General features: G+C 65.8%; 18 protein-coding genes, 3 tRNA genes and 3 rRNA genes. 12 read left to right on the plus strand and 12 right to left on the minus strand.

Translation table 11 applies throughout. The features are described from left to right. Window positions 1-29 precede the first annotated feature (29 nt). A tRNA-Ser gene (locus U9J23_RS01275) sits at window positions 30-117 on the plus strand. A 49-nt stretch (window positions 118-166) separates the two neighbouring features. Here U9J23_RS01275 and U9J23_RS01280 read toward each other — a convergent pair. The 5 genes from U9J23_RS01280 to U9J23_RS01300 all read right to left on the minus strand — a co-directional run bounded on the left by U9J23_RS01280 (window position 167) and on the right by U9J23_RS01300 (window position 3,947). Next, entirely contained in the window at window positions 167-535 is a 369-nt protein-coding gene (locus U9J23_RS01280) for a hypothetical protein (protein WP_272266419.1), read from the minus strand. Window positions 536-726: 191 nt separating this feature from the next. Then, a complete protein-coding gene (locus U9J23_RS01285; RefSeq protein ID WP_059382176.1) occupies window positions 727-1,470 on the minus strand; it encodes an MBL fold metallo-hydrolase in 744 nt (247 codons plus the stop codon). 30 nt (window positions 1,471-1,500) lie between these two features. After that, window positions 1,501-1,899, minus strand: coding sequence for a flavodoxin domain-containing protein (locus U9J23_RS01290; RefSeq protein ID WP_059382177.1), 399 nt, complete (start codon window positions 1,897-1,899; stop codon window positions 1,501-1,503). Window positions 1,900-1,998: 99 nt separating this feature from the next. Further along, complete coding sequence (locus U9J23_RS01295) at window positions 1,999-2,628, minus strand: hypothetical protein (RefSeq protein ID WP_155418944.1); 630 nt, start codon at window positions 2,626-2,628, stop codon at window positions 1,999-2,001. 56 nt (window positions 2,629-2,684) lie between these two features. Next, window positions 2,685-3,947: a helix-turn-helix domain-containing protein gene (locus U9J23_RS01300; RefSeq protein WP_059382179.1), complete on the minus strand. Its 1,263-nt coding sequence runs from the start codon at window positions 3,945-3,947 to the stop codon at window positions 2,685-2,687. A gap of 147 nt (window positions 3,948-4,094) precedes the next feature. On the opposite strand from U9J23_RS01300, the gene U9J23_RS01305 reads away from it, so the two are divergent. Beyond that, window positions 4,095-5,936: an NAD(P)/FAD-dependent oxidoreductase gene (locus U9J23_RS01305; protein WP_059382180.1), complete on the plus strand. Its 1,842-nt coding sequence runs from the start codon at window positions 4,095-4,097 to the stop codon at window positions 5,934-5,936. Window positions 5,937-6,111: 175 nt separating this feature from the next. Continuing rightward, a complete protein-coding gene (locus tag U9J23_RS01310; RefSeq protein ID WP_059382181.1) occupies window positions 6,112-7,110 on the plus strand; it encodes an alpha/beta hydrolase in 999 nt (332 codons plus the stop codon). A 21-nt stretch (window positions 7,111-7,131) separates the two neighbouring features. Here U9J23_RS01310 and U9J23_RS01315 read toward each other — a convergent pair whose 3' ends face one another. Together U9J23_RS01315 and hisC are read right to left on the minus strand one after the other, a co-directional pair. Beyond that, window positions 7,132-8,829: a bifunctional metallophosphatase/5'-nucleotidase gene (locus U9J23_RS01315; RefSeq protein ID WP_085468785.1), complete on the minus strand. Its 1,698-nt coding sequence runs from the start codon at window positions 8,827-8,829 to the stop codon at window positions 7,132-7,134. Between the two features lie 98 nt (window positions 8,830-8,927). Beyond that, complete coding sequence (gene hisC / locus U9J23_RS01320; RefSeq protein WP_326600995.1) at window positions 8,928-10,007, minus strand: histidinol-phosphate transaminase; 1,080 nt, start codon at window positions 10,005-10,007, stop codon at window positions 8,928-8,930. Window positions 10,008-10,155: 148 nt separating this feature from the next. On the opposite strand from hisC, the gene U9J23_RS01325 reads away from it, so the two are divergent. The 4 genes from U9J23_RS01325 (at window position 10,156) to U9J23_RS01340 (ending at window position 13,211) form a co-directional block, all read left to right on the plus strand. Then, a tRNA-Ser gene (locus U9J23_RS01325) sits at window positions 10,156-10,247 on the plus strand. 37 nt (window positions 10,248-10,284) lie between these two features. Beyond that, window positions 10,285-10,357: transfer RNA gene (locus U9J23_RS01330), tRNA-Arg, on the plus strand. A 473-nt stretch (window positions 10,358-10,830) separates the two neighbouring features. Beyond that, a complete protein-coding gene (locus tag U9J23_RS01335; RefSeq protein ID WP_085468787.1) occupies window positions 10,831-12,063 on the plus strand; it encodes an acyl-CoA dehydrogenase family protein in 1,233 nt (410 codons plus the stop codon). Next, on the plus strand, window positions 12,063-13,211 hold the full coding sequence (locus U9J23_RS01340) for an acyl-CoA dehydrogenase family protein (protein ID WP_085468788.1): 1,149 nt from the start codon (window positions 12,063-12,065) through the stop codon (window positions 13,209-13,211). The genes U9J23_RS01335 and U9J23_RS01340 overlap by 1 nt, the downstream gene beginning before the upstream one ends. Here U9J23_RS01340 and U9J23_RS01345 read toward each other — a convergent pair. Both U9J23_RS01345 and U9J23_RS01350 read right to left on the minus strand, forming a co-directional pair. Next, complete coding sequence (locus tag U9J23_RS01345; RefSeq protein ID WP_059382199.1) at window positions 13,198-13,692, minus strand: very short patch repair endonuclease; 495 nt, start codon at window positions 13,690-13,692, stop codon at window positions 13,198-13,200. The two genes, U9J23_RS01340 and U9J23_RS01345, sit on opposite strands and share 14 nt — an antisense overlap. An 11-nt stretch (window positions 13,693-13,703) precedes the next feature. Further along, window positions 13,704-14,849, minus strand: a complete 1,146-nt coding sequence (locus tag U9J23_RS01350) for a DNA cytosine methyltransferase (protein ID WP_106200765.1) — start codon at window positions 14,847-14,849, stop codon at window positions 13,704-13,706. Window positions 14,850-15,478: 629 nt separating this feature from the next. On the opposite strand from U9J23_RS01350, the gene U9J23_RS01355 reads away from it, so the two are divergent. The 3 genes from U9J23_RS01355 (at window position 15,479) to rrf (ending at window position 20,660) form a co-directional block, all read left to right on the plus strand. Beyond that, window positions 15,479-17,000 (plus strand): 16S ribosomal RNA (locus tag U9J23_RS01355). Window positions 17,001-17,298: 298 nt separating this feature from the next. Beyond that, window positions 17,299-20,429: ribosomal RNA gene (locus U9J23_RS01360) — 23S ribosomal RNA — on the plus strand. A gap of 114 nt (window positions 20,430-20,543) precedes the next feature. Beyond that, a 5S ribosomal RNA gene (rrf, locus tag U9J23_RS01365) occupies window positions 20,544-20,660 on the plus strand. The 16S, 23S and 5S rRNA genes sit together here, the layout of an rRNA operon. 138 nt (window positions 20,661-20,798) lie before the next feature. Here rrf and U9J23_RS01370 read toward each other — a convergent pair. After that, on the minus strand, window positions 20,799-21,959 hold the full coding sequence (locus tag U9J23_RS01370) for a GIY-YIG nuclease family protein (protein WP_106200764.1): 1,161 nt from the start codon (window positions 21,957-21,959) through the stop codon (window positions 20,799-20,801). A 112-nt stretch (window positions 21,960-22,071) separates the two neighbouring features. On the opposite strand from U9J23_RS01370, the gene U9J23_RS01375 reads away from it, so the two are divergent. Both U9J23_RS01375 and U9J23_RS01380 read left to right on the plus strand, forming a co-directional pair. After that, window positions 22,072-23,091, plus strand: coding sequence for a hypothetical protein (locus tag U9J23_RS01375; protein WP_085469885.1), 1,020 nt, complete (start codon window positions 22,072-22,074; stop codon window positions 23,089-23,091). Window positions 23,092-23,177: 86 nt separating this feature from the next. Beyond that, the gene (locus tag U9J23_RS01380; protein ID WP_080968320.1) at window positions 23,178-23,777 is read left to right on the plus strand and encodes a putative glycolipid-binding domain-containing protein; all 600 of its coding nucleotides are present in this window, start codon (window positions 23,178-23,180) and stop codon (window positions 23,775-23,777) included. Here U9J23_RS01380 and U9J23_RS01385 read toward each other — a convergent pair. Together U9J23_RS01385 and U9J23_RS01390 are read right to left on the minus strand one after the other, a co-directional pair. Next, window positions 23,774-25,120, minus strand: coding sequence for an amidase (locus U9J23_RS01385; protein WP_059383246.1), 1,347 nt, complete (start codon window positions 25,118-25,120; stop codon window positions 23,774-23,776). The genes U9J23_RS01380 and U9J23_RS01385 overlap by 4 nt on opposite strands. Further along, on the minus strand, window positions 25,108-26,070 hold the full coding sequence (locus U9J23_RS01390) for a prephenate dehydrogenase (RefSeq protein ID WP_420892934.1): 963 nt from the start codon (window positions 26,068-26,070) through the stop codon (window positions 25,108-25,110). The genes U9J23_RS01385 and U9J23_RS01390 overlap by 13 nt, the downstream gene beginning before the upstream one ends. Between the last annotated feature and the right edge of the window lies 1 nt (window position 26,071).

Here is a 26,071-nt window from a genome sequence, read left to right on the forward strand (position 1 = left end):
GCTTGCGCGGAGCGGTTAGGATCTGCCACGGAAGCGTGGCAGAGCGGCCGAATGCACTCGCCTTGAAAGCGAGCTTGGGTAACACCAACGGGGGTTCAAATCCCTCCGCTTCCGCCACAGAAGAGGTTCCGGCACCCGAACAGGGAGTCGGAACCTCTTCTCGTTCCTACCGCCGGGTGGCGACCATCTTCTCCTCGAGGATCCAGGTGCGTCCCTCGTCGACGGAGTACTCGCCGAGCCAGACGAAATGATCGGCACCCACCTCCGTGAACCGCCACCGGAGGAACGGGTCGCCGTCGGTGCTGATCAAGTGCATCTCGTCGCCGGACGGTCGTCCGATGAATTTGCGGACACGCCCGTGGATCGGCTCGATCCAGGTGGAACGCCAGGCTCCGATTCCGTCGTCGAAGAACCGGATCGTCGTGCCGTGGAACGAATAACGCTCGTCCTCGGTCGACTGCTGATCACCGGCCGGGACGATCCACACGTCCTGGATCGCCCGCCGAGCACGGTGCCGAAGTGCACTTCTCCCCACAGCGACGCGGGTGCCTCCTCGTCCCCGGGGCGGCTCCACTGCAGATCTCAGCTTCCGTCGAACCGTGAGAAGGCCTCGAGCTTCGGATCGGCGACGCCGGTCAGGAGAGTGGCCTCGAGAGCATTCATGCGGCCAGTGTGCCCGCGCCGTGCGGGCATGTCCCCGGATCCCGGGGAGTCGATCGCGTCGCGTCAGCTCGGTCCGGCGGCCACCGCTCGTTCCACGGCCGCGGCCGCGCCGTCGTGCCAGGGTTCGCCGTGGCCGACGAGGACGTGTTTCGCGCCGGTACCGGCGATGGCCGCCAGCGAGGCGAGGGCGGTCGCGCTGTCGGCGGTCGCCGCACCCGAGACGATCTGCGGACCGTGCCTGCCCGTGTACGGATCGAGGGTGACGACGGCATCACCGACGATCACGGTGTCGCGATCGGGGAGATGCAGCGCGCAGTGCCCGTAGGTGTGGCCGGGGGTGTGCAGGGGCACGGGCCGGCCCGGCAGGTCGAGCGGTTCGGAGTCGTGGAAGAGCGTCACGTCGTCGACCCCGCGCACCCACAACGCACCGGCCACGGTCATGCGGGCGAGCACAGGGATGCAGGCGGGATACCGGACGGGATAGAGCAGCCGGTTGCGTTCGTGCTGGTAGCGGTAGGGATGGGCGGCGAGGAACTTCTCGTCGCGATGCGCCCACACCGGCACCCGCCACCGCTCACGCAGACGCTTCGCCGACCCGACGTGATCGAAATGGGCGTGCGTGAGGACGACTCCCTGCACGTCGTCGATCCGGCGACCGATGTGCGAGATCGCCTCCTCGATGCGACCGGCGGTCGCGGGCAGTCCCGTGTCGACGATGGTCACTCCGGCGTCGTCCTCGATCAGGTAGACGTTGACGTCGGCGTGCGCGAGGCGATGCACGCCCGGCGCGACATCCGTGTGCAGCATTGCGGCCCTTCGCTCGGGGAACGTGTGGGTTCAGCTGTGTCCGTCGATCTCGTCGGCGATGAAGGCGGCCCACGACCGCACCTCGTCCTCGGCCGCGGACGGACCGAACGACCGATAGTCGAGCGCGGCGAGTTCGGACACCAGATCGGGTGTGTCCTCGGCGCTTTCGTCGCCCACCGCGAACAACCACACGAGCTGCTGACTCAGCCCTGAGGCCCGCGACGACAACAGTTCGGCGGTATCGGGCGAGTACTCGCCGGCGTCGACCTCCCCTCCGAAGACGACGCCCTCGAACTCCTCCGACCGCTCGAGATCGGAGGTGTCACCGACGGTGACGTCGATGTCCCGCTCTCCCAGGGCGTCGGCGACGAGCCGGGCGATCTTCTGGCTCGGACCTTCGGGACTGTCCGTGACGACGAGAACGGTCATTGTGTCTCCAGCATGTTCGGCGGCTCGGGTTCACTGGTGCGTTCCCGGTCCCCGAGGGGCGGAAACATGTGCCCGGCCGTTGCGGGAGGTCGATCCGGTCTACGGGGTGCTGTCCGGGAAGATCTCGAAGGTCTTCGTGCCGACGGCGGTGGAAAGTCCTTCGGGTCCGACGACTTCGGTCGTGACCGTGTAGACACCGGGAGTCCCCAGCACGAGTTCGTTGGCGCGCATCCGCCCCGAACAGGCGGCGCTCCGGTCGTTGTAAACGTACCCGCCGGGGCCGGTCACCGTCGAGACCACCTGGCAGGTCTCCTTCCAGAGCTCACCGTCCGCGGTCAGCGCCCGCCACCGGAAGATGACGCCCGCCTTCCCCCACGAGGTCGCCTCGTACATGTCGGGTCCGATGAGGTGGCCGAGTCCTGAACGCTCGGTCAGGACGGTCACCGACGTGACGACGGGAACGGCCGGTGCTGCGGACGTGGTGGTCGACGGGGTCGCGACCGGCGAGGTGGTCGAGGGCGCGGCCGTATTCGTCGTGGTCGTTGCCGGCACCGACGTGGTCCGCGACGTGGTGGTGGCCGGGACCGTCTCGGTGACCGTCACGTACGAGGTGACCGTCGACGGAGGTGTGTCGGCCGCAGGGCTCGCGCCACCGCAGGCGGTCAGTGCGGTGAGGCCCGCGGCGCAGCCGAGCGCGAGCACACCTGTCCGGAACGGTCCACGATGCATGACGACCATGCTCGATCACATGGCCGTCCTGCACAGTCGTCCGATCGATCGACGTCTCAGCCGGCGATACCGAGTGCCCGCACCCCGGGTGCTCCGGAGCGGCGGACGAAGTCGGAGTCGGCGAGGCGTTCGTCCGCTCCGAGATCCAGCGACAGGTCGACGGTGCCGGCGAGCCGGTACGGCTTGCTCTCGATCACGTCCCCGATCGCGCGGCGCAGCCTCGACACCTCAGCGCGGACCGACACGGCGTGGTCGTCGTCCCCGTAGAGGGCCCGGCTGAGCGCCGCGACCGTCATGCCGTCCGGACCGCGCTCGTGCAGCAACAGCAGGATTTCGGCCTGACGCGCGGTGACGATGCTGCGCCACGTGTCGTCGTCCCCGAACACCTCCACCGTCGGCGACGACGACACGTGCAGCACCATCCGCATGCGCGACGACGAGGCTGCGCCGCGGATCAGCCAGCCGTGCGAAAGACGCTCGGGCACACACAGTCCCATACCGGGAACGGTCAGTGGGCGGGCATGCCGCGGAACCGCGACCCGTTCGGCGGCGATACCGGAGGCGTGTGCGACCCAGCCGTCCTCGTCGACGAGCAGCACCGGTCCCCGCGTCGACGACAGCAGGGGAGCTGCCTCGGTGCGCAGCCGTTCGAGCCGCACCTCGTGCCGTCGCCACAGTTGTGATTCGGCAAGCCTGACGGCGGTGTCGACGAGGGCGATGATGGCCGGATGCAGGGTCAGAGCGGGGCCGCTGACGTCGACGATGCCCAGCAGGTCGCCACGGATCGGATCGTGGATCGGCGCGGCGGTGCAGTACCAGGGGTGCTGGGTCGTCTCGAAGTGTTCTCCGGAGAACAGTTGGACGGGCGCGGCCTCCGCGAGTGCCGTCCCGATGGCGTTGGTGCCGACCGTCGACTCGGTCCACACCGTCCCCTCCTGGAATCCGAGGGCATCGGCACGCGAACGGATCGGTGCCGAACCGCTGCGCCACAGGATCACGCCGTCGGCGTCCGTCACCACCAGCAGTAGGTGGGAGGCGTCGGCGACAGGTGTGATCACCTGCTGCAGATCTTCGATCACCGCGGAGAGGGCGGACGCGCGGCGACGTCTCTCGACCTCCGCGGCCGACAACCGGCTGCGCTCGTTGATGCCGGTGGGATCGAGGCCCGCGTCGAGCACGCGCTGCCACGAGCGGGACACGAGCGGGCGGGGTCGCATGGGTGACCGGGCGCCGCCGATCACCGCGTCGTGCATCCGCGTCAACTCGCGCGCGTAGCGCGACAGGTCGGTGCCGGGCGCGATCGCGCTGAACGTGGTCACGGTCTCCTCTTCGTCGTGGTCCTCGGAGCATAGGTGGCAAATGTGTGCTGCGCCACAAATCGGATGCCGTGCAACGTGGCGCAACGCTTGCGGGCGTGCGGCCCCGCGGAGTGTCCTGGATCACATCACCACGGGAAAGGACTCACCATGACCGACACCCTCGACAAGCCGTCGACCTCCGGCACCGCGACGCCCGACGAACGCGTCGACGCCTGGTTGCAGGCTTTCGAAACCGCCCTCACACAGCGCGACGTCGACGCTGCTGCGGGCCTGTTCGGCACCGATTCCTTCTGGCGCGACCTGGTCGCCTTCACCTGGAACCTCAAGACCGTCGAGGGACGCGAGGGCGTCTCGGACATGCTGCATGCGCGCCTCGCCGACACCGATCCGAGCGGCTTCCGCACCACCGAACCGGCGAGCGACGACGACGGCGTGCTCAGCGCCTGGATCGCGTTCGAGACCGCGGTCGGTCGCGGCGTCGGTCATCTGCGTCTGAAGCGCGACGAAGAGAGCGGTGAGGACCGCGCCTTCACGTTGCTGACCACGATGCAGGAGCTGAAGGGATTCGAGGAGAACAAGGGCACGCGTCGTCCCCGCGGTACGAAGCACGGCGCAGACAAGCACCGCGTCACGTGGTCGGAGCAGCGCGAGATCGAGGAACGCGAACTCGGCTACACGCGTCAACCCTATGTCGTGATCATCGGTGGTGGTCAGGGCGGTATCGCACTCGGCGCGCGCATGCGTCAGCTCGGTGTTCCCGCGATCGTGCTCGACAGGTACGACCGCCCCGGCGACCAGTGGCGCGGCCGCTACAAGTCGCTGTGTCTGCACGACCCCGTCTGGTACGACCACCTGCCGTACATGCCGTTCCCCGACAACTGGCCGGTCTTTGCGCCCAAGGACAAGATCGCGGACTGGCTCGAGATGTACACGAAGGTGATGGAGGTTCCCTACTGGTCGAAATCGGAGTGCACCTCGGCGAGCTACGACGAGGAGACGGGCGAGTGGACCGTCAACGTTCTGCGCGACGGCGAACCGGTGGTCCTCCGGCCGAAGCAGCTCGTCATCGCGACCGGCATGTCGGGTAAGCCGAACATCCCCGACTTCCCCGGAATGGACCTGTTCCGCGGCGAACAGCACCACTCCAGCGCCCACCCGGGCCCGGACGCCTATGCCGGCAAGAAGGCCGTCGTGATCGGTGCCAACAACAGTGCGCACGATATCTGCGGTGCCCTGTGGGAGGTGGGCGCCGACGTCACCATGGTGCAGCGCTCGTCGACGCACATCGTCCGATCCGATTCGCTCATGGACCTCGGCCTCGGCGACCTGTACTCCGAGCGTGCCCTCGCCGCCGGCGTCACGACCCAGAAGGCCGACCTGACCTTCGCGTCCCTGCCGTACCGGATCATGCACGAGTTCCAGATCCCCATCTACGAGAAGATCCGCGAACGCGACGCCGAGTTCTACGACCGGCTCGAGAAGGCCGGTTTCCGGCACGACTGGGGTGACGACGGTTCGGGCCTGTTCATGAAGTACCTGCGTCGCGCATCCGGCTACTACATCGATGTCGGTGCCTCGGAGCTCGTCGCGAACGGCGACATCAAGCTCGCCCACGGCAACGTCCGCGAACTCACGGAGACGTCGGTGATCCTCGAGGACGGCACCGAGCTCGAGGCCGATCTCGTCGTCTACGCGACCGGCTACGGCTCGATGAACGGCTGGGTCGCCGACCTGATCTCGCAGGAGGTCGCCGACAAGGTGGGCAAGTGCTGGGGCCTGGGCTCCGACACCACCAAGGACCCCGGCCCCTGGGAGGGCGAGCAGCGCAACATGTGGAAGCCCACGCAGCAGGACGGCCTGTGGTTCCACGGCGGCAACCTACACCAGTCGCGGCACTACTCGCTCTACCTGGCGCTGCAGCTCAAGGCGCGTTACGAGGGCCTCCCGACCCCGGTCTACGGGCTGCAGGAGGTGCACCACCTCCGCTGACCGACACAGCTCTCCCACGCGTCGCTCCCGCACCCCGGCGGGGGCGACGCGGCCGTAGATCCTCCGATTCGTCACGAATCGGAGGGCGAGTATTAGGGTCGCGTGCAGGTCCGCTTGACCGGGTACAGGTAGTGACTGTGAGATCACTGCAGGTCGTCGGGGGACGGGGAGTTCGATGGTGAAGAGACGCGCGGCGGCTGTAGCGGTGGCCCTGATGGTGCCGGTTTCCGGCACGACGATCGCCCATGCCCAACCGGTCCATGCCCAACCGGCGCACGTGCAGCCGGTGTCGGCCAGGATCGACCATGTCGAGCGGGTCGGCGACAGGCAGACGAAGCTGTTCGTCCACTCGGCCGCGATGAACCGGGTCGTGCCGGTGCAGGTGCTGCATCCGGCTTCGGCGGGGCCGCGCCCCACCCTCTATCTGCTCGACGGTGTCAGCGCCGGTGAGGAGTCCGAGTTCCGTGAGAGCACGTGGACGCAGCGCACCGACATCGAGGAGTTCTTCGCCGACAAGAACACCAACGTCGTCCTTCCCGTGGGTGGCACCGCGAGCTACTACACCGACTGGAACAACCCCGACCCCGTCCTCGGGGTCAACAAGTGGGAGACCTTCCTGACGGAGGAACTGCCCCCGCTGATCGACGCCGAATTCGACGGCAACGGAACCAACGCCGTCGCGGGCCTGTCGATGGGCGCCACCGGCGCGATGTCCCTGATCACCCGCAATCCCGACCTCTACCAGGGAGTCGCGGCGCTCAGCGGCTGCTACGACACCTCCAGCGACCGTTCCCGCGACACCGTCCGCGGAACCGTCGCGTACAAGGGTGGCAACCCCGACAACATGTGGGGACCGCCCGAGGACGCCCGCTGGGAGGAGCACGACTCCTACCTGCTCGCCGAGAAGCTACGCGGCAAGGAGGTCTTCCTCAGCACCGGCAACGGCCTGCTCGGCCCGCACGATCTCGGCGCCGGCCAGGACGTGCTCAGCGTCGGTGCGCCCCTCGAGATCGGTACCTTCGTGTGCACCGTCACCTACGACCGTCGCCTCCGCGAACTCGGCATCCCCGCGCAGGTCGTCTACCGCCCGTGGGGCACGCATTCGTGGGGCTACTGGCAGGACGACATCAAGGCCGCGTGGCCGACCCTCGCCGACGCACTCGGACTCCGCTGACCGCGCGTCGACGGCACCGTCTCAGTGGAGGCGGATGCGGTCGACGGCCGGCGGCTCCACGCGTGAGCGGGTCGCCAGATAGCTGTTGAGGGCGTCGAGATCCTTGCCCGCGCCCACCAACCCGTGCGCTTCCGTGCACACGGTGAAACCGTCTCCGCCGCCGGCCAGGAAGTTGTTCATCACGACCTTGTACACACGCTCGGGGTCGACGGCCTCGCCGTCGATCGTGATCGAGCGGATCCGTTCGCCGCGCGGTGCCAGGCGGTCGAGCGTGTAGGTCAGATTGTGCGAGGGCGCCAGGATGCGTTCGATCTCCGAGCCGACCGGGCCGTCCTGGAACTGCTGCTCGAGCAGCACATCGAGTTGGGCTCCGGTGAGGTCGAGCACCTGCAGCATGTTCCCGAAGGGCTGCACGGCGTAGGTCTCGCGGTACGAGACGGTGCCGTCGCCGGCGAGGAGATCGCCGCGGAGTCCGCCGGGGTTCATCAGCGCGATCTGCGCGCCGAGATGCCGCGTCGCCGCGAGTTGTGCGTCGGCCACCAGATTGCCCAGCGCCGACTCTCCGCTCGGGCTCTCGCTGCGCGTGACGTCGGCACCGATGCGTGCGATGGACCGGTTCGCGACCTCCGCCGACTTCTCGACTGCCCGGTCGACGAACTCGAGAGTGGTCGGATCCGGATCGATGTCGTGCGTGACGACCTGCGTGAACACGACGGTCCGGTCGCGCAGCACCTCCCGGCTCTGCCGGTCGATGACGAGATCGGCGACCGACAGGATGCGCCCGTGCGAAGCACCCTGCACGACGGTGCGCGGCCTGCCCGCCGGGTCGGTGTAGGTGCAGTTGAAGTGCCGGTCGCCGTCGGAGGTGACGATGAGGTCCACGTCGGGGGAGACGGACGTCGCGATCGCCGCCGCTCCGCCGTCCCCGCTCGGACACGGATCGTCGCCGTCGATGGCCCCGATGTCGCCCTTGTAGAGCACCACGATCGAACGGACGCCCAGCGCACCGAGGATGTCGGCGGTGCGATTGACGGCGGCGATCTCGTCCTCGAACTGCAGTCCCGCGATCGCGTCGGGCCGGATGATGTCGGGGGTGTTGCTCGGCACGACACCGATGACGCCCACGGGCAGTCCGTCGACGTAGTCGATGCTGTAGGGGAGTGCGGCCGGTGTGCCGTCCGTCGTGGTGAGGTTGGCGCCGAGGATCGGGAAGTTCGCGCCCTCGAACGGTTCGGTGTAGAGGCACCCTTCCTTCGGGTGGCAGCCGCCGTCCCGCAGTCGCTCGAGTTCGGCGTAGCCGCGGTCGAGTTCGTGGTTACCGAGGGTCGCGGCGGTGAGATCGAGTTCGTCGAGCAGGGCGATGGTCGGCTCGTCGTGGAACAGGCCCGACTCGAGCGGCGACGAACCCCACGTGTCGCCCACGGCGTAGAGCACGGAGTTGTCGGCCTGTTCCCTGAGCTGCCGGACGTAGGCCGCGAGATAGGCCGCACCGCCCGCGGGGACCGAGACGCCGTCCGACCGGACGACCTCGCCGTGCAGTCCCTGCGGGGGCAGCAGATTTCCGTGCAGGTCGCCGAATGCGATCACCCGGAGCGGGACGGTGTTCGAGGGGATCGTGCTCGTCGGCGCGGCTCCGGCAGGTGCCGCACCACCGAAGGCGACCAGTGAGCCGACGACTGCGCAGGCCGACAGGGCGCGCCGCACCTTGCCTGCCCCCATGCAGTTCCTCCGCCCCGACCCGATCCGACCGCCCGAGTCTGTCAGGGCCGGATCACGCCACCGATACCCAGCCATAACGGTTGGGTCTCGTCACAGGGTCAGCCGATGCCGGCGAGTGCCCGTCCCTGCCCCGTCGCGAAGTCGAGGAACAGGTCGTTCTCGTGCGGGTCGCCGATCGTCACCCGGGTGCCCTCGCCCGTGAAGTTGCGCAGGACCACCCCTGCCTCCGCTGCGGCCTCGGAGAACGCGGCGGAGCGTTCGCCCAGCGGCAGCCACAGGAAGTTCGCGGCGCTCGCGGGCACCTCGTAGCCGGCCTCGACGAGTGCCGCGTGGACCCGTTCCCGCTCGGCGACGACACCCTCGGTGCGCGCGAGCAACTCGTTCGCGGCGGCGAGCGAGGCCACGGCAGCCGTCTGGGCGAACGAGTTGACGGAGAACGGGGTGTGGACCTTGCTCAGCGCCGTCACGACGGACGGGTCGGCGACCGCATATCCGACGCGGATGCCGGCGAGGCCGTAGGCCTTGGAGAAGGTGCGGAGCACGACGACGTTGCTGCGGCTCTCCGCGAGCTCGAGACCGTCGGGCAGATCCTCGCCGGGCTCGGGGCGGACGTACTCGAAGTACGCCTCGTCCAGGGCGACGACGATGTGCTCGGGGACGGCGTCGAGGAACTGCGCGAGCTCCTCCTTGCCCAGCAGCGACCCAGTGGGATTGTTGGGATTGCACACGAAGATCAGCCGTGTGCGGTCGGTGATCGCGGCGAGCATGGCCTTCAGGTCGTGACCGTGGTCCGCGGTGTTCGGGACGCGCACGGCGGTCGCGCCGGCGACGGCCGCGATGATCGGGTACGCCTCGAACGATCGCCACGCGAAGATCACCTCGTCGCCCGCGTCGCACGTGATCTGCACGAGCTCCTGGCACAGGCTCACCGATCCGCAGCCCACGGCGATCCGCTCGGTCGGGACGCCGAGTCGTTCCGACAGTGCCGCGATGAGCTCGGTCGCGCCGTTGTCGGGGTAGCGGTTGAGGCCGGCGGCAGCGTCGGCGATCGCCTCCCGGACGCTGGGGAGCGGGCCGATGGTCGTCTCGTTGCTGGCGAGCTTCACCGCACCGGGGAACGAGCGGCCCGGAACGTAGGCGGGGATCGATTCGAGGTCGGGGCGGGTCCGTGGAGTCACGAGCCGATTATGCGCCTCGCCGTGTGGCCCCCTGTCGGGAGGTTGGGGAGGACCGCCCATCTACACGCCTCTGACCAGGCGTTTTGCGTTTCCCCTCGGGGCATGTGTAATGTTTCGATCCGGCGGTTCGAGAGCATCGAATCCCCGAGGAGGCGTGCCAGAGCGGCCGAATGGGACTCACTGCTAATGAGTTGTCCCCCTTACCGGGGACCGGAGGTTCAAATCCTCTCGCCTCCGCCAGTTGGTGTAGCGTCACCAACGACAATTGAATACACATGCGCCCGTAGCTCAACGGATAGAGCATCTGACTACGGATCAGAAGGTTAGGGGTTCGAATCCCTTCGGGCGCACACACGAAAACCCTCACCGGTACTGCCGGTGAGGGTTTTCTCGTTCCCGGGTCGTCCTGTGGCCTCGGGTCTCTTGTCGCAGAGTCCTTTCAAGTGAGCTGTGTGATGATCCTCTCGGCGAAGTCCTCGATCGGTGCGCGGTACTGCTCGGCGGTGCCGACCCAGCCGTCGCGGTAGCGCGCGGCGTGGCGGAGCGCAGAGTATGTGACCGCAGTTACCGGATGAAACGTCCTCCGCCCCTGGTTCCTGCGCTGGGAGTGAACGTCCCGTCTTCGGCTCGAGTGACCGTTCCGGCCGCGGCCGGACGCTCGATCGTTCGCCTATCTGCTCCGAGATCCTGCCGGTACCGCGGGTGAAATCCGTCTATTGACGAGCCTGCCGGGCCGGAAGTAGATTTCGTACCACTCTCGAAAAGTTAACGACAATTCGCACGGCAGCCCGGCAGCGGCAGTCGCGCTCTGCGGGGAGAAGACATGGAACTAGCGTGGTCAGAGGCCGACGCCGCCTTCAGAGACGAGGTGCGATCGTTTCTCGAGGAGAAGCTGACGCCCGAACTGCGGCGGGCCGGCCGACTCGCGACGAGCGTGTACTCCGACCACGAGGCGAGCATGGAGTGGCAGCGCATCCTCCATGAGCGTGGCTGGGCGGCGCCGGCCTGGCCAGTCGAGTACGGCGGATGCGACTGGACGCAGACGCAGCACTACATCTTCAGCCGCGAGTCGATCCTCGCGGGCGCTCCCAACCTGTCGCCGATGGGCATCCGCATGGTCGCGCACGCGATCGTCGCCTACGGCACCGAAGAGCAGAAGAGTTACTTCCTGCCCCGGATCCTCACCGGCGAGGTCTTCTTCTGCCAGGGCTACTCCGAGCCCGAGGCCGGCTCCGACCTCGCCTCGCTCACCATGGCGGCGGTCGACGACGGTGACGACCTGATCGTCACCGGCAGCAAGATCTGGACCACCCACGCCACCGAGGCCAACTGGATGTTCGCGCTCGTGCGCACGTCGAAGACCGGCCGCAAGCAGCAGGGCATCACCTTCCTGCTCATCGACATGACCTCGCCCGGCATCGAGATCCGGCCTCTGGTCATGACATCCGGTGAAGAAGTACAGAACCAGGTCTTCTTCGACGGTGTGCGTGTCCCGAAGAAGAACGTGCTCGGGAAGATCGACGACGGCTGGACCGTCGCGAAGTACCTGCTCGTCTTCGAACGCGGAGGAGCGGCGGCAGCGCCGGCCCTGCAGGTCATGGCCGAACGGATCGCCGAGGCGGCCGCCGAACAGCCCGGTCCGTCGGGCGGCAGACTCATCGATGATCCGGCGTTCTCCGCCAAGCTCGCCGAGGCGCGCATCCGCACCGAAGTGCTCGAGATCCTCGAATACCGCACTCTCGCAGCGCTGTCCGCGGGTAGGAACCCCGGGCCCGCGTCGTCGATGCTCAAGATCCTGGGCACCGAACTCAGTCAGACGATCACCCAGCTGACCCTCGAGGCGGCCGGTCCGCGCGGCCGGGTCTACCAGCCGCACATCACCGCGCCTGGTGGCCCGGTGGCCGATTACGTGCCGCCCGCCGACGGTTACGTCAGCGGTGAGGAATGGCAGGCCGTCGCGCCGCTGCGTTACTTCAACGACCGTGCCGGGTCGATCTACGCCGGCAGCAACGAGATCCAGCGAAACATTCTCGCCAAAGCAGCATTGGGGCTCTGATGGACTTCGGTTTGAGCAAGGAGCAGGAGCTCCTTCGTGATTCGGTCACCAAGTTCCTCGCCGGTCGCTACGACCTGGCGCAAAGCCGGAAAGTTGCGACCACCGGCGAAGGTTGGCAACCGGAGGTGTGGCGGGCATTCGCCGAGGATCTCGGAATCCTCGGGGCCACGCTTCCGGAAGAGGTGGGGGGGATGGGCGGCGGACCGGTCGAGTTGATGGTGGTGTCCGAGGCACTCGGGCACGCACTCGTCATCGAACCGTACGTCGACACGGTCGTCCTCGGGGGCGGGCTGCTCGGTCGCGCAGGGGCCGATCGAGCCAGGTCCGTCCTCGAGGCGATCGCTGCCGGTGAGGCCGTCACGGCGTTCGCCGCGACCGAACCCACCTCCGGATACGTCTTCCACGACGTGTCCACCACCGCGCGTCGCGAGGGCGACGAGTGGGTCGTCGACGGGGAGAAGACCGTCGTCACCAGCGCTCCGCTCGCGACGCACCTGCTCGTCACCGCCCGCACGTCGGGCGAGCGCACCGACACCGACGGCATCTCGCTGTTCCTCGTCGACTTCGACCCCGCGAACCCGCCGGCCGGTGTGGAGATCCACTCCTACCGCACGATCGACGACCGGCGCGCCTCCGACATCGTCTTCTCCGGCCTGCGACTGCCCGCCGACTCGCTGCTCGGCGAGGAGGGTGGCGCCTGGCTGTCCGTCTCGCGCGGCATCGACGAAGCGATCGCCGCCGTCTCCTCCGAAGCGGTGGGCCTGATGCGTAAGGTGCTCGCCGACACCGTCGAGTACGCCAAGCAGCGTCAGCAGTTCGGTCAGCCCATCGGCAGCTTCCAGGCGCTCCAGCACCGCATGGTCGACATGTACATGGAGGTCGAGCAGGCGGTGTCCGCCGCCTACCTGGCCGTTCTCCATCTCGACAGCGACGACGCCACGCGGGCACGCGCGGTCTCGGCCGCGAAGGCGACGATCAGCCGCGCGGCACGCTTCGTCGGCCAGAACGCCGTCCAGCTCCACGGCGGCATGGGCATGACCGAGGAACTCGCCGTCGGGCACTACTTCAAGCGACTGACCGCGATCGAGTACGAGTTCGGCACCGCCGAACAGCACGTCGCGCGGTACGCACAGCTCACCAAGGGTTGATCGGATCGGTTCCGGGGCCGGTGCGGGGGATCACCCCCCGCGCCGGCCCCGCATCCGTGTCCGGAGGAGGCGACAGAGCGTCCTCCACGCGCGTCGCGGCGACGACGGGGTCCTCGTGCTCCCACACGCGCACCACCGTCCAGCCCGCAGCCTGCAGGCGCGCGTCGGTGTCCCGGTCGCGCTGCACGTTGGCGGCGAGCTTGGCCGCCCACCACTCGGCGTTGTTCTTCGGGGAGGTCGCGTGCTGCGGGCAGCTGTGCCAGAAGCAGCCGTCCACGTAGACCGCGACCCGACGACGGGGGAAGAGGAGGTCGGCCCGGCGCCGCATGCCGGGCAGGGGAGCGCGGTCGACGAAGAACCGCCGTCCACGGCGATGCAGTTCCTTGCGTAACGCCACTTCGGGAACGGTGTCGCGTCGGCGCTGCCGGCTCATCCGCGCACTCGTACGCGGATCCGTCCCGGGCCGATCCGACGACGCCATCACCGCGTCCTTCAGGCCGCCACTCGCGGGAAGCCACCCATGCGTTCGAGGTGGTTCTCGACGTCCTCGAGGAATCCGGGCAGGAAACGCAGGTTGCCGGAGCGTGCACGTCGGAGGAAACCTGCGGTCGCCCGCGCCGACAGCAGACGGGCGTCGAGGAGGAAACCGCCGAGATCCTCGTAGGGAGCCTGGACGGGCCACTGCGACTCGTGCACGCGGAACGCCTGTCCGCGGGCACCCCACGCTGCGGTCGGCCAGGTGTCGCCCGGATGCAGCGGGGTCTCGTGGTCGGAGCTGTACGCGATCGGGTTGTTCAGACGGTGGCCCACCCACGAGGCCATCCGCACGCTGACGGCATTGCCGACCAGACGCCACCGATGCCCGGCCCGGACACCGGGCGCCTCGACGGCAGGTGCGGTCCAGTCGGCGTCGAATCCTTGGAGCCTCTCCGCATCGGTCAGGCCGGGGGTGACGATCTCGCCGGACGGCAGCCGCACGGCCGGAGGGCTTGCGATACCGAGAGTCGAACCACCCTTGAGCGTGGGCACGGCGTTGACGGCCCATCCGAGACCGCGCACACCCTCGGTCCAGTAGAAGCCGCACGGGAACAGATCGGGATTGCCCTCCATGGGCATGCCGGCGTCCTCGCCGAACAACACCGTGCGGGGATCGTCCGTGCGTGAGGCGACCATCAGGACGCGGTGCCGACGCTGGGGGAGACCGAACGCGCGGGCATCGACGACGCGATAGGCCCACATGTAGCCGAGCTCCTCGAGCGCGTCGGTGATGTGGCGCATCGCCGCACCGCGGCCGAGCTGCAGCATGAAGGGAACGTTCTCGACAACGAGCCAGCGCGGGCCGTTCTTACGCTTCACGAGACGGAACACTTCGTCGACCAGCCCGGACTTCGATCCCGTGATGCCGGCCGTACGTCCGGCCTGGGAGAGGTCCTGGCACGGGAAGCCTGCGGCGACCAGTTCCGTATCGCGGGGAAGAGAGCGGAGACGCGTGACGTCCGGATGGAGCGGAACGTCGGGGAAGCGCGTGCGTAGTACTGCCTGAGCACCCGGCTCGATCTCGCAGAGGAGTTCGGTGTTCCACCCGTGTCGCCCGAGTCCGAGCTCCAGTCCGCCGATACCGGCGAACAACCCCACCATGTTCCCCGTCGACGTCACGGCACCCTTCCTCGCTCAGCTCAACGGTGAACGTTACTCGAGAAGTAGGGGGATCCGTGAGCGGACGCGACGAGCACCACGATGGAGGGGTGGTCCTACCCCTCTCGTGACGGGCACCAGGTGGCCGAAACAGTCCTTGACCTGGCGATTTGGTGTTCTCGGACATGTTCGCGTAACTTATTCCAGGTCAGAGCGACACGGACACCGACCCGGGCCGAGAGGAACGGGACAACGAGGTTGGACGAAGGCGCCTGCGAATTTGATGGCCACGAACCTTCTGGTAAGGTTTCGAGCCGCCCCTGGTTCCGAAAACCACACGGACTTGCGTTCGTGAGGATGAGGAAGTAGGCTGGAACAGTTGCCTCAGAGCGGGTCGGACGTCAGTCCGAAGCGCGATGATGTGCGCGTGTTCTTTGAGAACTCAACAGTGTGCCGATGAATGTCAGTGCCAAATAATTTTGGTGCGGCCATCGAATTTTGTTCGGTGGTTGTTGCTGGACATCGCATTCTTCCGTCTGCGGTGATCCAGTGTTTAGCTAGTTTGAGTTTTTATGCTAGTGATTTGACTCGATGTCTTTGACTGATTGCCCCTTCGGGGTGATTGTGAGTCTTCAACGGAGAGTTTGATCCTGGCTCAGGACGAACGCTGGCGGCGTGCTTAACACATGCAAGTCGAACGATGAAGCCCAGCTTGCTGGGTGGATTAGTGGCGAACGGGTGAGTAACACGTGGGTGATCTGCCCTGCACTCTGGGATAAGCCTGGGAAACTGGGTCTAATACCGGATATGACCTCTTGCTGCATGGCGAGGGGTGGAAAGTTTTTCGGTGCAGGATGAGCCCGCGGCCTATCAGCTTGTTGGTGGGGTAATGGCCTACCAAGGCGACGACGGGTAGCCGGCCTGAGAGGGCGACCGGCCACACTGGGACTGAGACACGGCCCAGACTCCTACGGGAGGCAGCAGTGGGGAATATTGCACAATGGGCGAAAGCCTGATGCAGCGACGCCGCGTGAGGGATGACGGCCTTCGGGTTGTAAACCTCTTTCAGCAGGGACGAAGCGAAAGTGACGGTACCTGCAGAAGAAGCACCGGCCAACTACGTGCCAGCAGCCGCGGTAATACGTAGGGTGCGAGCGTTGTCCGGAATTACTGGGCGTAAAGAGCTCGTAGGCGGTTTGTCGCGTCGTCTGTGAAATCCCGCAGCTCAACTGCGGGCTTGCAGGCGATACGGGCAGACTCGAGTACTGCAGGGGAGACTGGAATTCCTGGTGTAGCGGTGAAATGCGCAGATATCAGGAGGAACACCGGTGGCGAAGGCGGGTCTCTGGGCAGTAACTGACGCTGAGGAGCGAAAGCGTGGGTAGCGAACAGGATTAGATACCCTGGTAGTCCACGCCGTAAACGGTGGGCGCTAGGTGTGGGTTTCCTTCCACGGGATCCGTGCCGTAGCCAACGCATTAAGCGCCCCGCCTGGGGAGTACGGCCGCAAGGCTAAAACTCAAAGGAATTGACGGGGGCCCGCACAAGCGGCGGAGCATGTGGATTAATTCGATGCAACGCGAAGAACCTTACCTGGGTTTGACATGTACCGGACGACTGCAGAGATGTGGTTTCCCTTGTGGCCGGTAGACAGGTGGTGCATGGCTGTCGTCAGCTCGTGTCGTGAGATGTTGGGTTAAGTCCCGCAACGAGCGCAACCCTTGTCCTGTGTTGCCAGCACGTAATGGTGGGGACTCGCAGGAGACTGCCGGGGTCAACTCGGAGGAAGGTGGGGACGACGTCAAGTCATCATGCCCCTTATGTCCAGGGCTTCACACATGCTACAATGGTCGGTACAGAGGGCTGCGATACCGTGAGGTGGAGCGAATCCCTTAAAGCCGGTCTCAGTTCGGATCGGGGTCTGCAACTCGACCCCGTGAAGTCGGAGTCGCTAGTAATCGCAGATCAGCAACGCTGCGGTGAATACGTTCCCGGGCCTTGTACACACCGCCCGTCACGTCATGAAAGTCGGTAACACCCGAAGCCGGTGGCCTAACCCCTTGTGGGAGGGAGCCGTCGAAGGTGGGATCGGCGATTGGGACGAAGTCGTAACAAGGTAGCCGTACCGGAAGGTGCGGCTGGATCACCTCCTTTCTAAGGAGCATCTGCCCACACACCCCGAATTGTCGGGTGTCGTGTGCGGCCAGAGACCGATTGTCCCCGATCGTGGGACACGGTTGCTCATGGGTGGAACGCTGACAATCGCTCTCCAACACGAATTCTTCACAGGAAGAATTCGGGGAGCTATATCGGTGCACTGTTGGGTCCTGAGAGAACACGCGAGTGTTTGATCAGCGACGATGACTTACGAAGACGGTTGGCCGTGTGGCCGGCGTTGGTAGGGGTTGTTGTGTGTTGTTTGAGAACTGCACAGTGGACGCGAGCATCTTTGTTGTAAGTGTTTATGAGCGTACGGTGGATGTCTTGGCACCAGGAGCCGATGAAGGACGTGGGAGGCTGCGATATGCCTCGGGGAGCTGTCAACCGAGCTGTGATCCGAGGATTTCCGAATGGGGAAACCCAGCACGAGTGATGTCGTGTTACCCGCACCTGAATATATAGGGTGTGTGGAGGGAACGTGGGGAAGTGAAACATCTCAGTACCCACAGGAAGAGAAAACAACATGTGATTCCGTGAGTAGTGGCGAGCGAAAGCGGATGAGGCTAAACCGAGTACATGTGATACCTGGCAGGGGTTGTGTATTCGGGGTTGTGGGGTTCGTTGTGTCGGCGCTGCCATGCCGGCCGACAGTAAGAAATCGTCGTGTTAGTCGAAGTGGTCTGGAACGGCCTGTCGTAGAGGGTGAGAATCCCGTAGACGAAAACACGGCGACTGTCGATTCGAATACCCGAGTAGCACCGGGCCCGTGAAATCCGGTGTGAATCTGTCGGGACCACCCGATAAGCCTGAATACTCCCTGGTGACCGATAGCGGACTAGTACCGTGAGGGAAAGATGAAAAGTACCCCGGGAGGGGAGTGAAATAGTACCTGAAACCGTGCGCTTACAATCCGTCAGAGCCTTCGAACACTTCGGTGTTGGGGGTGATGGCGTGCCTTTTGAAGAATGAGCCTGCGAGTTAGTGGCATGTCGCGAGGTTAACCCGTGTGGGGTAGCCGTAGCGAAAGCGAGTCCGAATAGGGCGAGTCAGTGGCATGTTCTAGACCCGAAGCGGAGTGATCTACCCATGGCCAGGGTGAAGCGACGGTAAGACGTCGTGGAGGCCCGAACCCACTTAGGTTGAAAACTGAGGGGATGAGTTGTGGGTAGGGGTGAAAGGCCAATCAAACTCCGTGATAGCTGGTTCTCCCCGAAATGCATTTAGGTGCAGCGTCGCGTGTTTCTCACCGGAGGTAGAGCTACTGGATGGTCTAGGGGGCCCACAAGCTTACCGAAATCAGCCAAACTCCGAATGCCGGTGAGTGAGAGCGCGGCAGTGAGACTGCGGGGGATAAGCTTCGTAGTCGAGAGGGAAACAGCCCAGATCGCCGGCTAAGGCCCCTAAGCGTGTACTAAGTGGAAAAGGATGTGGGATCGCTGAGACAACCAGGAGGTTGGCTTAGAAGCAGCCACCCTTGAAAGAGTGCGTAATAGCTCACTGGTCAAGTGGTCCTGCGCCGACAATGTAGCGGGGCTCAAGTACACCGCCGAAGCCGCGGCATTCACACAAGCCCGCTGATTCTCCACGGAGGGTCGGCCAGGTGTGTGGATGGGTAGGGGAGCGTCGTGTGGCCGTAGAAGCGCCGGAGTGATCCAGGTGTGGAGGCCACGCGAGTGAGAATGCAGGCATGAGTAGCGAAAGACGAGTGAGAAACTCGTCCGCCGGATGACCAAGGGTTCCTGGGCCAGGTTAATCCGCCCAGGGTGAGTCGGGACCTAAGGCGAGGCCGACAGGCGTAGTCGATGGACAACGGGTTGATATTCCCGTACCCGTGTATCCGCGCCCAATGGCGAATCAGTTGTGCTAACCGTCCAAAAGGTCGGTCGTCTCCTTCGGGAGTCGGCGGGCTGGCTGCACGGGACCCCGATTGTAGTAGTCAAGCGATGGGGTGACGCAGGAAGGTAGCTGGGCCAGGTGATGGAATACCTGGTGTAAGCCGGTAGGGCGAATGGTAGGCAAATCCGCCATTCATCAAGCCTGAGAGGTGATGCGTACCCGTTGAGGGGAATTCAGTGATCCTATGCTGCCGAGAAAAGCCTCTAGTGAGTTGGTACACGGCCCGTACCCCAAACCGACACAGGTGGTCAGGTAGAGAATACCGAGGCGATCGAGAGAACTGTGGTTAAGGAACTCGGCAAAATGCCCCCGTAACTTCGGGAGAAGGGGGACCACGCTCGGTGACGAGTCTTGCACTCTGAGCTGGGGGTGGTCGCAGAGACCAGAGAGAAGCGACTGTTTACTAAAAACACAGGTCCGTGCGAAGTCGTAAGACGATGTATACGGACTGACGCCTGCCCGGTGCTGGAAGGTTAAGAGGACCGGTTAGTCACTTCGGTGGCGAAGCTGAGAATTTAAGCCCCAGTAAACGGCGGTGGTAACTATAACCATCCTAAGGTAGCGAAATTCCTTGTCGGGTAAGTTCCGACCTGCACGAATGGCGTAACGACTTCTCTGCTGTCTCGACCACAGACTCGGCGAAATTGCATTACGAGTAAAGATGCTCGTTACGCGCGGCAGGACGAAAAGACCCCGGGACCTTCACTATAGCTTGGTATTGGTGTTCGGTTCGGTTTGTGTAGGATAGGTGGGAGACTGTGAAGCGGCCACGCCAGTGGTTGTGGAGTCGTTGTTGAAATACCACTCTGATCGTATTGGACCTCTAACCTCGGACCATGATCTGGTTCAGGGACAGTGCCTGGTGGGTAGTTTAACTGGGGCGGTTGCCTCCCAAAATGTAACGGAGGCGCCCAAAGGTTCCCTCAGCCTGGTTGGCAATCAGGTGTCGAGTGCAAGTGCACAAGGGAGCTTGACTGTGAGACTGACAGGTCGAGCAGGGACGAAAGTCGGGACTAGTGATCCGGCACCGGCATGTGGAAGCGGTGTCGCTCAACGGATAAAAGGTACCCCGGGGATAACAGGCTGATCTTCCCCAAGAGTCCATATCGACGGGATGGTTTGGCACCTCGATGTCGGCTCGTCGCATCCTGGGGCTGGAGTAGGTCCCAAGGGTTGGGCTGTTCGCCCATTAAAGCGGCACGCGAGCTGGGTTTAGAACGTCGTGAGACAGTTCGGTCTCTATCCGCCGCGCGCGTTAGAAACTTGAGGAAGGCTGTCCCTAGTACGAGAGGACCGGGACGGACGAACCTCTGGTGTGCCAGTTGTCCCGCCAGGGGCATGGCTGGTTGGCTACGTTCGGAAGGGATAACCGCTGAAAGCATCTAAGCGGGAAGCCTGTTCCAAGATGAGGTTTCTCACCCCCTCGAGGGGTAAGGCCCCCGGCAGACCACCGGGTTGATAGGCCGGAACTGGAAGCACAGCAATGTGTGGAGGTGACCGGTACTAATAGGCCGAGGACTTACCACGAAGATGTTACGCGTCCACTGTGCGGTATCTGAAACAACACACACAGATATCCGATCGAGTTCTGCTGCGGCGGAACGCTATCGAGAGGTCTGCGTGGTTACTGTTTCATAGAGTTACGGCGGCCATAGCGACAGGGAAACGCCCGGTCCCATTCCGAACCCGGAAGCTAAGCCTGTCTGCGCCGATGGTACTGCACTCGACAGGGTGTGGGAGAGTAGGACACCGCCGAACACCCGTTCCGAAAGGGGACCCACATTGTGGGTCCCCTTTCGTGTTTCTGTATGCAGAAAATATGCCGGCCCAACGGTTTTCGAGGACCGACCCGAGCTGCTTCCCGGCCCGCAGGCGAACCGGGAAGCAGTCGAAGAATCAGGGGCGCGGTGCCTTCGGACGCGCGACCGGCCGCGGCAGTGCACGCGTCAGACGCGGAGCCCAACCGTGCGACGGCCAACGCTTGAGACCCAGCCGGTCCGGCGTGACGCGAGTGTTGACGAACTTGCCCTCGAGCTCTTCGTCGGCCTCCCCGACGAACCGGTAGAGAATCGTGCCGCCGTTCTCCTCCGTGCGAGCGGCCGCCTCCCACCCGGTGGCGCGATAGACCGCGCGGACGATGTTGTCGGCGACGACGATGATGGGCAGGCCGTCGATTCCGCGCGCTGCCGATCCTGCCGGCCACGGCTTGGACGCGAGTTCGCGCACCGCAGCCGGCGACGCCTTCTTCGCTTCGTTGACCCGCAGCACCACGCACGGCGTCGGCAGCTCGGGAGCAGGCGAGGCCGAGTACTGACGGACGAGCTCCGCGATCGGGATCGCCGTGCGATCGGCTTCGGACTCCTCGGTGGACCCCGCCAGGTTGGTGAGGACCCACTCGCCACGATGCGGCTCGGTCAGTCCCAGTGCCGCGATGACCGCTTCGGCCGTCACTGCGGCGGTGTGGTCACCGTCGGACTTCGGGTTCAACGCGTCGGCGACGATGTAGTGCTCCACCGCGTAGCCGGACTCGTAGACGGTTCGGATGCGCCGCAGAGCCGCCTCGGTCTCCGGTGTGGACATCGGCGCCTTCTCGCCGGCCTCGGTGAGCTTCGAGTTCTCCCCGAGAGCCGTCCAGACGAGCGTGAAGATGCGGTTTCCGCGTCCCGAGCCGACGTAGAAGATGCTGCGGTCACGAGGGTCGAGCAGGGCGTAGACGTAGGCGCCGAGCTGGTCGCAGATGTTCTTCGGAAGCAGTCTCGGGCTGGGTGCGCGGTCTTCGACCTGGTTCACGAGAGCCCGCAGAACGGTCAGGCGCAGCGCCACGGGGACCTTGCCGGCGGACCCGCCGAACAGTTCGCGGTTGGCTGCATCCACGGAACCGAAGGTGCGTCCGATGTGACGGCTGAGTGCGCCGAGCGCGTGGGTGAACTCCGCAAGTCTCTGGCGTGGATCGTCCGCTGTATCCGGCAACTCGTTGCTGGTCAGGAACATCTGGATCTCGGGAGATTCCAGCAGAGTTTGGGCAATGTTCGGAGGAACTGTCCACACTGTGCGCATAGAGCGACTCTAGGCCACACACAAGATTGGGGAGCCGCTCCGCGCAGGCGCCGCGCCGCCGAATCCGGAGGAAGAACCCGAGGAGAACCCGGGCGGGATAAGCTCGCGTGCCATGACAGCGGTGCGGACCCGTTCCCGTTCTCGGTTGTTGCGGGACACCGCGTCGTCCGCGCAGGTCGAAGCACTTCTGATCATTGCGATCGCGACCATCCTCGTCACGCGTCTGTACCTGCACCTGACGGGTTATCCGCAGGTCGGCGGATCGGTCCTGCACATCGCTCACGTGCTGTGGGGCGGTCTGCTCATGGTCGCCGCATTGATGATCTCGATGACCTTCATCGGCCGGGCGCCCGACCGCATCGCAGTGGTGCTCGGCGGTATCGGTTTCGGCCTGTTCCTCGACGAGGTCGGCAAGTTCGTCACGAAGACCAACGATTACTTCTACCGACCCTCGGTGGCGATCATGTACGTGGTGGTCGTGTTGCTGCTCGTCGTCAATCGAGCGGTGCACCTCCGCCGTGGGCCCTCGCCCGACGAGTATCTCGCCAACGCTGCGCTCACGGCGACGGACGGGCTCACCCACGGCCTGACCCCGACCGATCGCGACCAGGCGCGCGTGCAGCTCGAACGCGCGCGGGAGGGTGGAGTCGACCCAGAGGTCGTCGAACAGATCGATCTTTTGCTCGCCCGGTGCCGGGAGGTGCCGTCGCGCTTCTCGTGGGTGTCGCTCCGGTTGCCGGAGCGACTGCGGGGTGAGCGCAGCGTCCGCGTCGCGGCAGCCCTGCTCACCGTCTTCTCCATCGGCATCCTTATCAATGCAGCCGCCACGCTGGAGGAGGATCTCGCCGCGCGGACGAGCAACGTGTTGACCATGATCCAGCTCATCGGTTCCGGTGTCACCGTCCTGTTGTGCGTGGTGGGATCGGTGGGCCTGTGGCGTCGGCAGAGGTGGGCGGTGCGTGCTCTGCGGACGGCTGCGTTGATCACCGTCTTCTTCGTCGACGTGCTGGAGTTCGCCGTGCAGGAGTTCGGGGCGTTGCTCAACGTCGCCGTGGGTGCCGCTGCTCTGTCGGTGTTCTCACACCACCTTCGTCAGATGTCCCGGCACGAGGCGCTGCCCGACACCGCGTGAGCAGGTGGGCTCTGTGTGGAGACAGTGGCGGACGAATCACGGCACCGCTGCCCACCGTGTGCGCTTCGTCGCATACCGTATAGACCGTGAGCACCCCAGCCCCTGACGCCACCGGTTCCGCGTCGACCTGGCCCGCGCTACTCACGTGGCGTGCGGTCGATCTGTCTCGGATGGAGTCGGTACGAGTACAGCTCTCCGGCCGCCGCATCAAGGCATCCGGTCGCATCGTGGCTGCGGAGTGCACCGACCATCCGGCCTTCAGCGCCTCGTACGACCTGGTGACGGACGAGAACGGTGTCACCCGCCGATTGTCGGTGCGCACCACCCGCGCTTCGGGTGAGCGGCACATGTCCCTCACCCGGTCCGAAGAGGGCATCTGGATGTCCGACAACGGCATCGACCATCATCGGTCCACCTTCGGCGGGGCGCTGGACGTGGACGTGGTGTTCAGCCCGTTCTTCAACGCCCTGCCCATCCGTCGGCACGACCTGCAGGCCGGAGCCGACGACGTGGAGGTGCCCGTCGTCTACGTCAATCTCATCGATCTCAGCATCGAGGAGGCCACGGTCGTCTACAGCAGTGCGTCCGACGGCATCCACGTGCTGTCACCGCGCTCGTCGTCGTCGGTGACCGTCGACGAGGACGGCTTCGTCCTCGAGTACCGAGGACTCGCCTCCCGCATCTAGGGTTGTCCCGACGCCTCCACCGCCATCGCCACGGCGAACGCGGCCGATTCGGCGGGGTGGCTGCCGTGCCCGTGCGTGCCGCCGGTGAGGCCGACGATCTGGAGTCCGACCGGTGACGACCCGCCGTCAGGAGCCGGCACCGACACGGCCGGGACACCGAGGACGCTGAACGGGATACACATCTGCAGCAGCGGTGCGCGCAGCTCGACGGGATCGCTCGTCAGCGGCGCCGAACGCACGCCGGTGGTGACGGTGATCAGCGCGTCGAGCTTGTCCACGGTGCGGAGGCGGTGCACGACGTCGTGCCGTAGTCGCGCCACCGCCCGGGCCGCGTGGATGTATTCGTAGGCCGGCCGGTCGCGTTGCGCGGCGAGCAGAGCGGCCGTCGGGGATTGGTAGCGGTCGGGATCGGCTTCGAACCAGGCGCGATGCGTCTCGTACGCTTCCGAGCCGGTGACCACGGGATACAGCGCGAGCATCTCGTCGGTCTCGGGCAGTTCCACGTCCACGACGCGGGCGCCCAGGTCTGCGAGGGTGCGGCACGCCGTCTCGACGGCCTCGTCGAACTCGGGTGACAGATCCCAGATGCCGCCCCGCAGGCGTCCGATGCGCAGTTCGGAAACCGGGGTACGCAGGTGCGCGATGCCCGGAAGGGCGCCCCATGCGAGTGAGGCGTCCAGAGCGTCGGCGGCGAGCAGACCGACGTGATCGAAGGTCGTCGACAGCGGGAACACGCCCTGCTCGGGAAGAGCGCCGAAGCCGGGCTTGAATCCGACGATCCCGCACAACGCCGCCGGGGTGCGGACACTGCAACCGGTGTCGGTTCCCAGCGCGACGGGCACGACGCTCCTCGCGACCAGCACTGCGGAGCCGGACGAGGAACCACCGCTGATCAGGTCCGGATTGTGGGGGTGGGAGGCCGCGCCGGACGCATTGATCAACCCGGTGGGCCCGTAGGCGAACTCGTGGAGGTGGGTCTTCGCCACCACGACGGCTCCGGCTTCGCGGAGTTTCTCGATGACGCGAGCGTCGCGCCGCGCGGGAGGTGCATCGGCGAGGACCGCGCTGCCGCAGCGAGTGGGAAACCCGGCGACGTCGATGTTGTCCTTCACCGCGACCGCGACACCGTGCAGGGGACCGATCCAGTTCCCGGCGGCGATCTGCTCGTCGGCGAGGGCTGCGGCCTCGAGTGCTGCCTCGTCGTTGCGGGCGGCGACGGTGTTCTCCCAGGGGGTCCCGACGAGGGCGTCGAGTTCGGCGAGAACCGAGCGGACGTGTTCGGTAGGGGTCGTCTTGCCGGTGGTCAGCGCCGAGGCGATGTCGCGGAGGTTCATCGTGTCCACACTCCACCGCGTCGTCCGGCCTCGCGGAACGCTGCGATCCAGCCCTCGTCGCCGGGCTGCGTGCCGACGATGGGGTCGCGACGACGTTGTTCGTAGCGGGTCCGAGCCGTGTGACCGGCGCGGGTGAGTTCGGAGGTGCTGCGGTCGGCCAGTTGCTCCCGGGCCGTCCTCAGCACCTCGAGTGTCTCGTCCAGCGCGACCAGCAGGGCCTCGGCGTTGCCTTCGCACATCGCGTCGACCAGGGCCGGGGCCGTCGCGGCGACCCGCGTGCCGTCCCGGAAGGAGCCGGCGGCGAGACCGAGTGCGAGATCGCCGCCTCCGGCGCCCGAGAGGGCCAGCGCTTCGGCGAGGAGATGGGGGAGGTGGGAGACCCGCGCGACCGCCGCGTCGTGCTCCCGGGATTCGGCGGGCACGACGACGGAGCCGCAGTCGAGCGCGAGGTCGGCGACCTGCCGCCACACCTCGGGATCGGTGCCGTCGTCGACGGTCACCACCCACACCGCGTCGCGGAACAGGTCGGCGGTCCCAGCGGTCCAGCCGGACTCCGCCGTACCCGCCATGGGGTGTCCACCCACGAAACGCCGCGACAGGCCGTGAGCGGCGACGGCAGCGGCCACTTCCGCCTTGATGCTCACCACGTCGGTGAGCGCGACGTCGGGGGCGTGCTCGGCCATCGCCTCGAGGATGCTGCCCACTGCCGGCATCGGTACCGCGATCACCACAAGGGCGTCGGTGTCGGCTGCGCGACGCAGCGTGGCCGTGAGGTCGGTGGACGCGTCGAAGCCGTCGGCGACGGCGGCCTCCACGGCCTGCGACGACCTGTTGTAACCCCACGCCTGCCTTCCGGTCGCCGCGGCGGCGCGCAGCAGCGAACCACCGATCAGGCCGAGGCCGAGGACACAGACGGGCGGGGAAGAGACGGCTGAGGACACCTCATCAGGTTGGCATATC

It is taken from the genome of Rhodococcus sp. PD04, from assembly GCF_035918275.1.
Lineage (GTDB): Bacteria > Actinomycetota > Actinomycetes > Mycobacteriales > Mycobacteriaceae > Rhodococcus > Rhodococcus rhodochrous.

Bases quoted from the DNA above. Each gene is read 5' to 3' on its own strand.
- U9J23_RS01310 (WP_059382181.1), top strand. From the start codon at position 6,112: ATGGTGAAGAGACGCGCGGCGGCTGTAGCGGTGGCCCTGATGGTGCCG.
- U9J23_RS01335 (WP_085468787.1), top strand. From the start codon at position 10,831: ATGGAACTAGCGTGGTCAGAGGCCGACGCCGCCTTCAGAGACGAGGTG.
- U9J23_RS01290 (WP_059382177.1), bottom strand. From the start codon at position 1,899: ATGACCGTTCTCGTCGTCACGGACAGTCCCGAAGGTCCGAGCCAGAAG.
- U9J23_RS01345 (WP_059382199.1), bottom strand. From the start codon at position 13,692: ATGGCGTCGTCGGATCGGCCCGGGACGGATCCGCGTACGAGTGCGCGG.
- U9J23_RS01375 (WP_085469885.1), top strand. From the start codon at position 22,072: ATGACAGCGGTGCGGACCCGTTCCCGTTCTCGGTTGTTGCGGGACACC.
- U9J23_RS01305 (WP_059382180.1), top strand. From the start codon at position 4,095: ATGACCGACACCCTCGACAAGCCGTCGACCTCCGGCACCGCGACGCCC.
- U9J23_RS01295 (WP_155418944.1), bottom strand. From the start codon at position 2,628: ATGCATCGTGGACCGTTCCGGACAGGTGTGCTCGCGCTCGGCTGCGCC.
- U9J23_RS01370 (WP_106200764.1), bottom strand. From the start codon at position 21,959: ATGCGCACAGTGTGGACAGTTCCTCCGAACATTGCCCAAACTCTGCTG.
- U9J23_RS01285 (WP_059382176.1), bottom strand. From the start codon at position 1,470: ATGCTGCACACGGATGTCGCGCCGGGCGTGCATCGCCTCGCGCACGCC.
- U9J23_RS01315 (WP_085468785.1), bottom strand. From the start codon at position 8,829: ATGGGGGCAGGCAAGGTGCGGCGCGCCCTGTCGGCCTGCGCAGTCGTC.
- U9J23_RS01350 (WP_106200765.1), bottom strand. From the start codon at position 14,849: ATGGTGGGGTTGTTCGCCGGTATCGGCGGACTGGAGCTCGGACTCGGG.
- U9J23_RS01340 (WP_085468788.1), top strand. From the start codon at position 12,063: ATGGACTTCGGTTTGAGCAAGGAGCAGGAGCTCCTTCGTGATTCGGTC.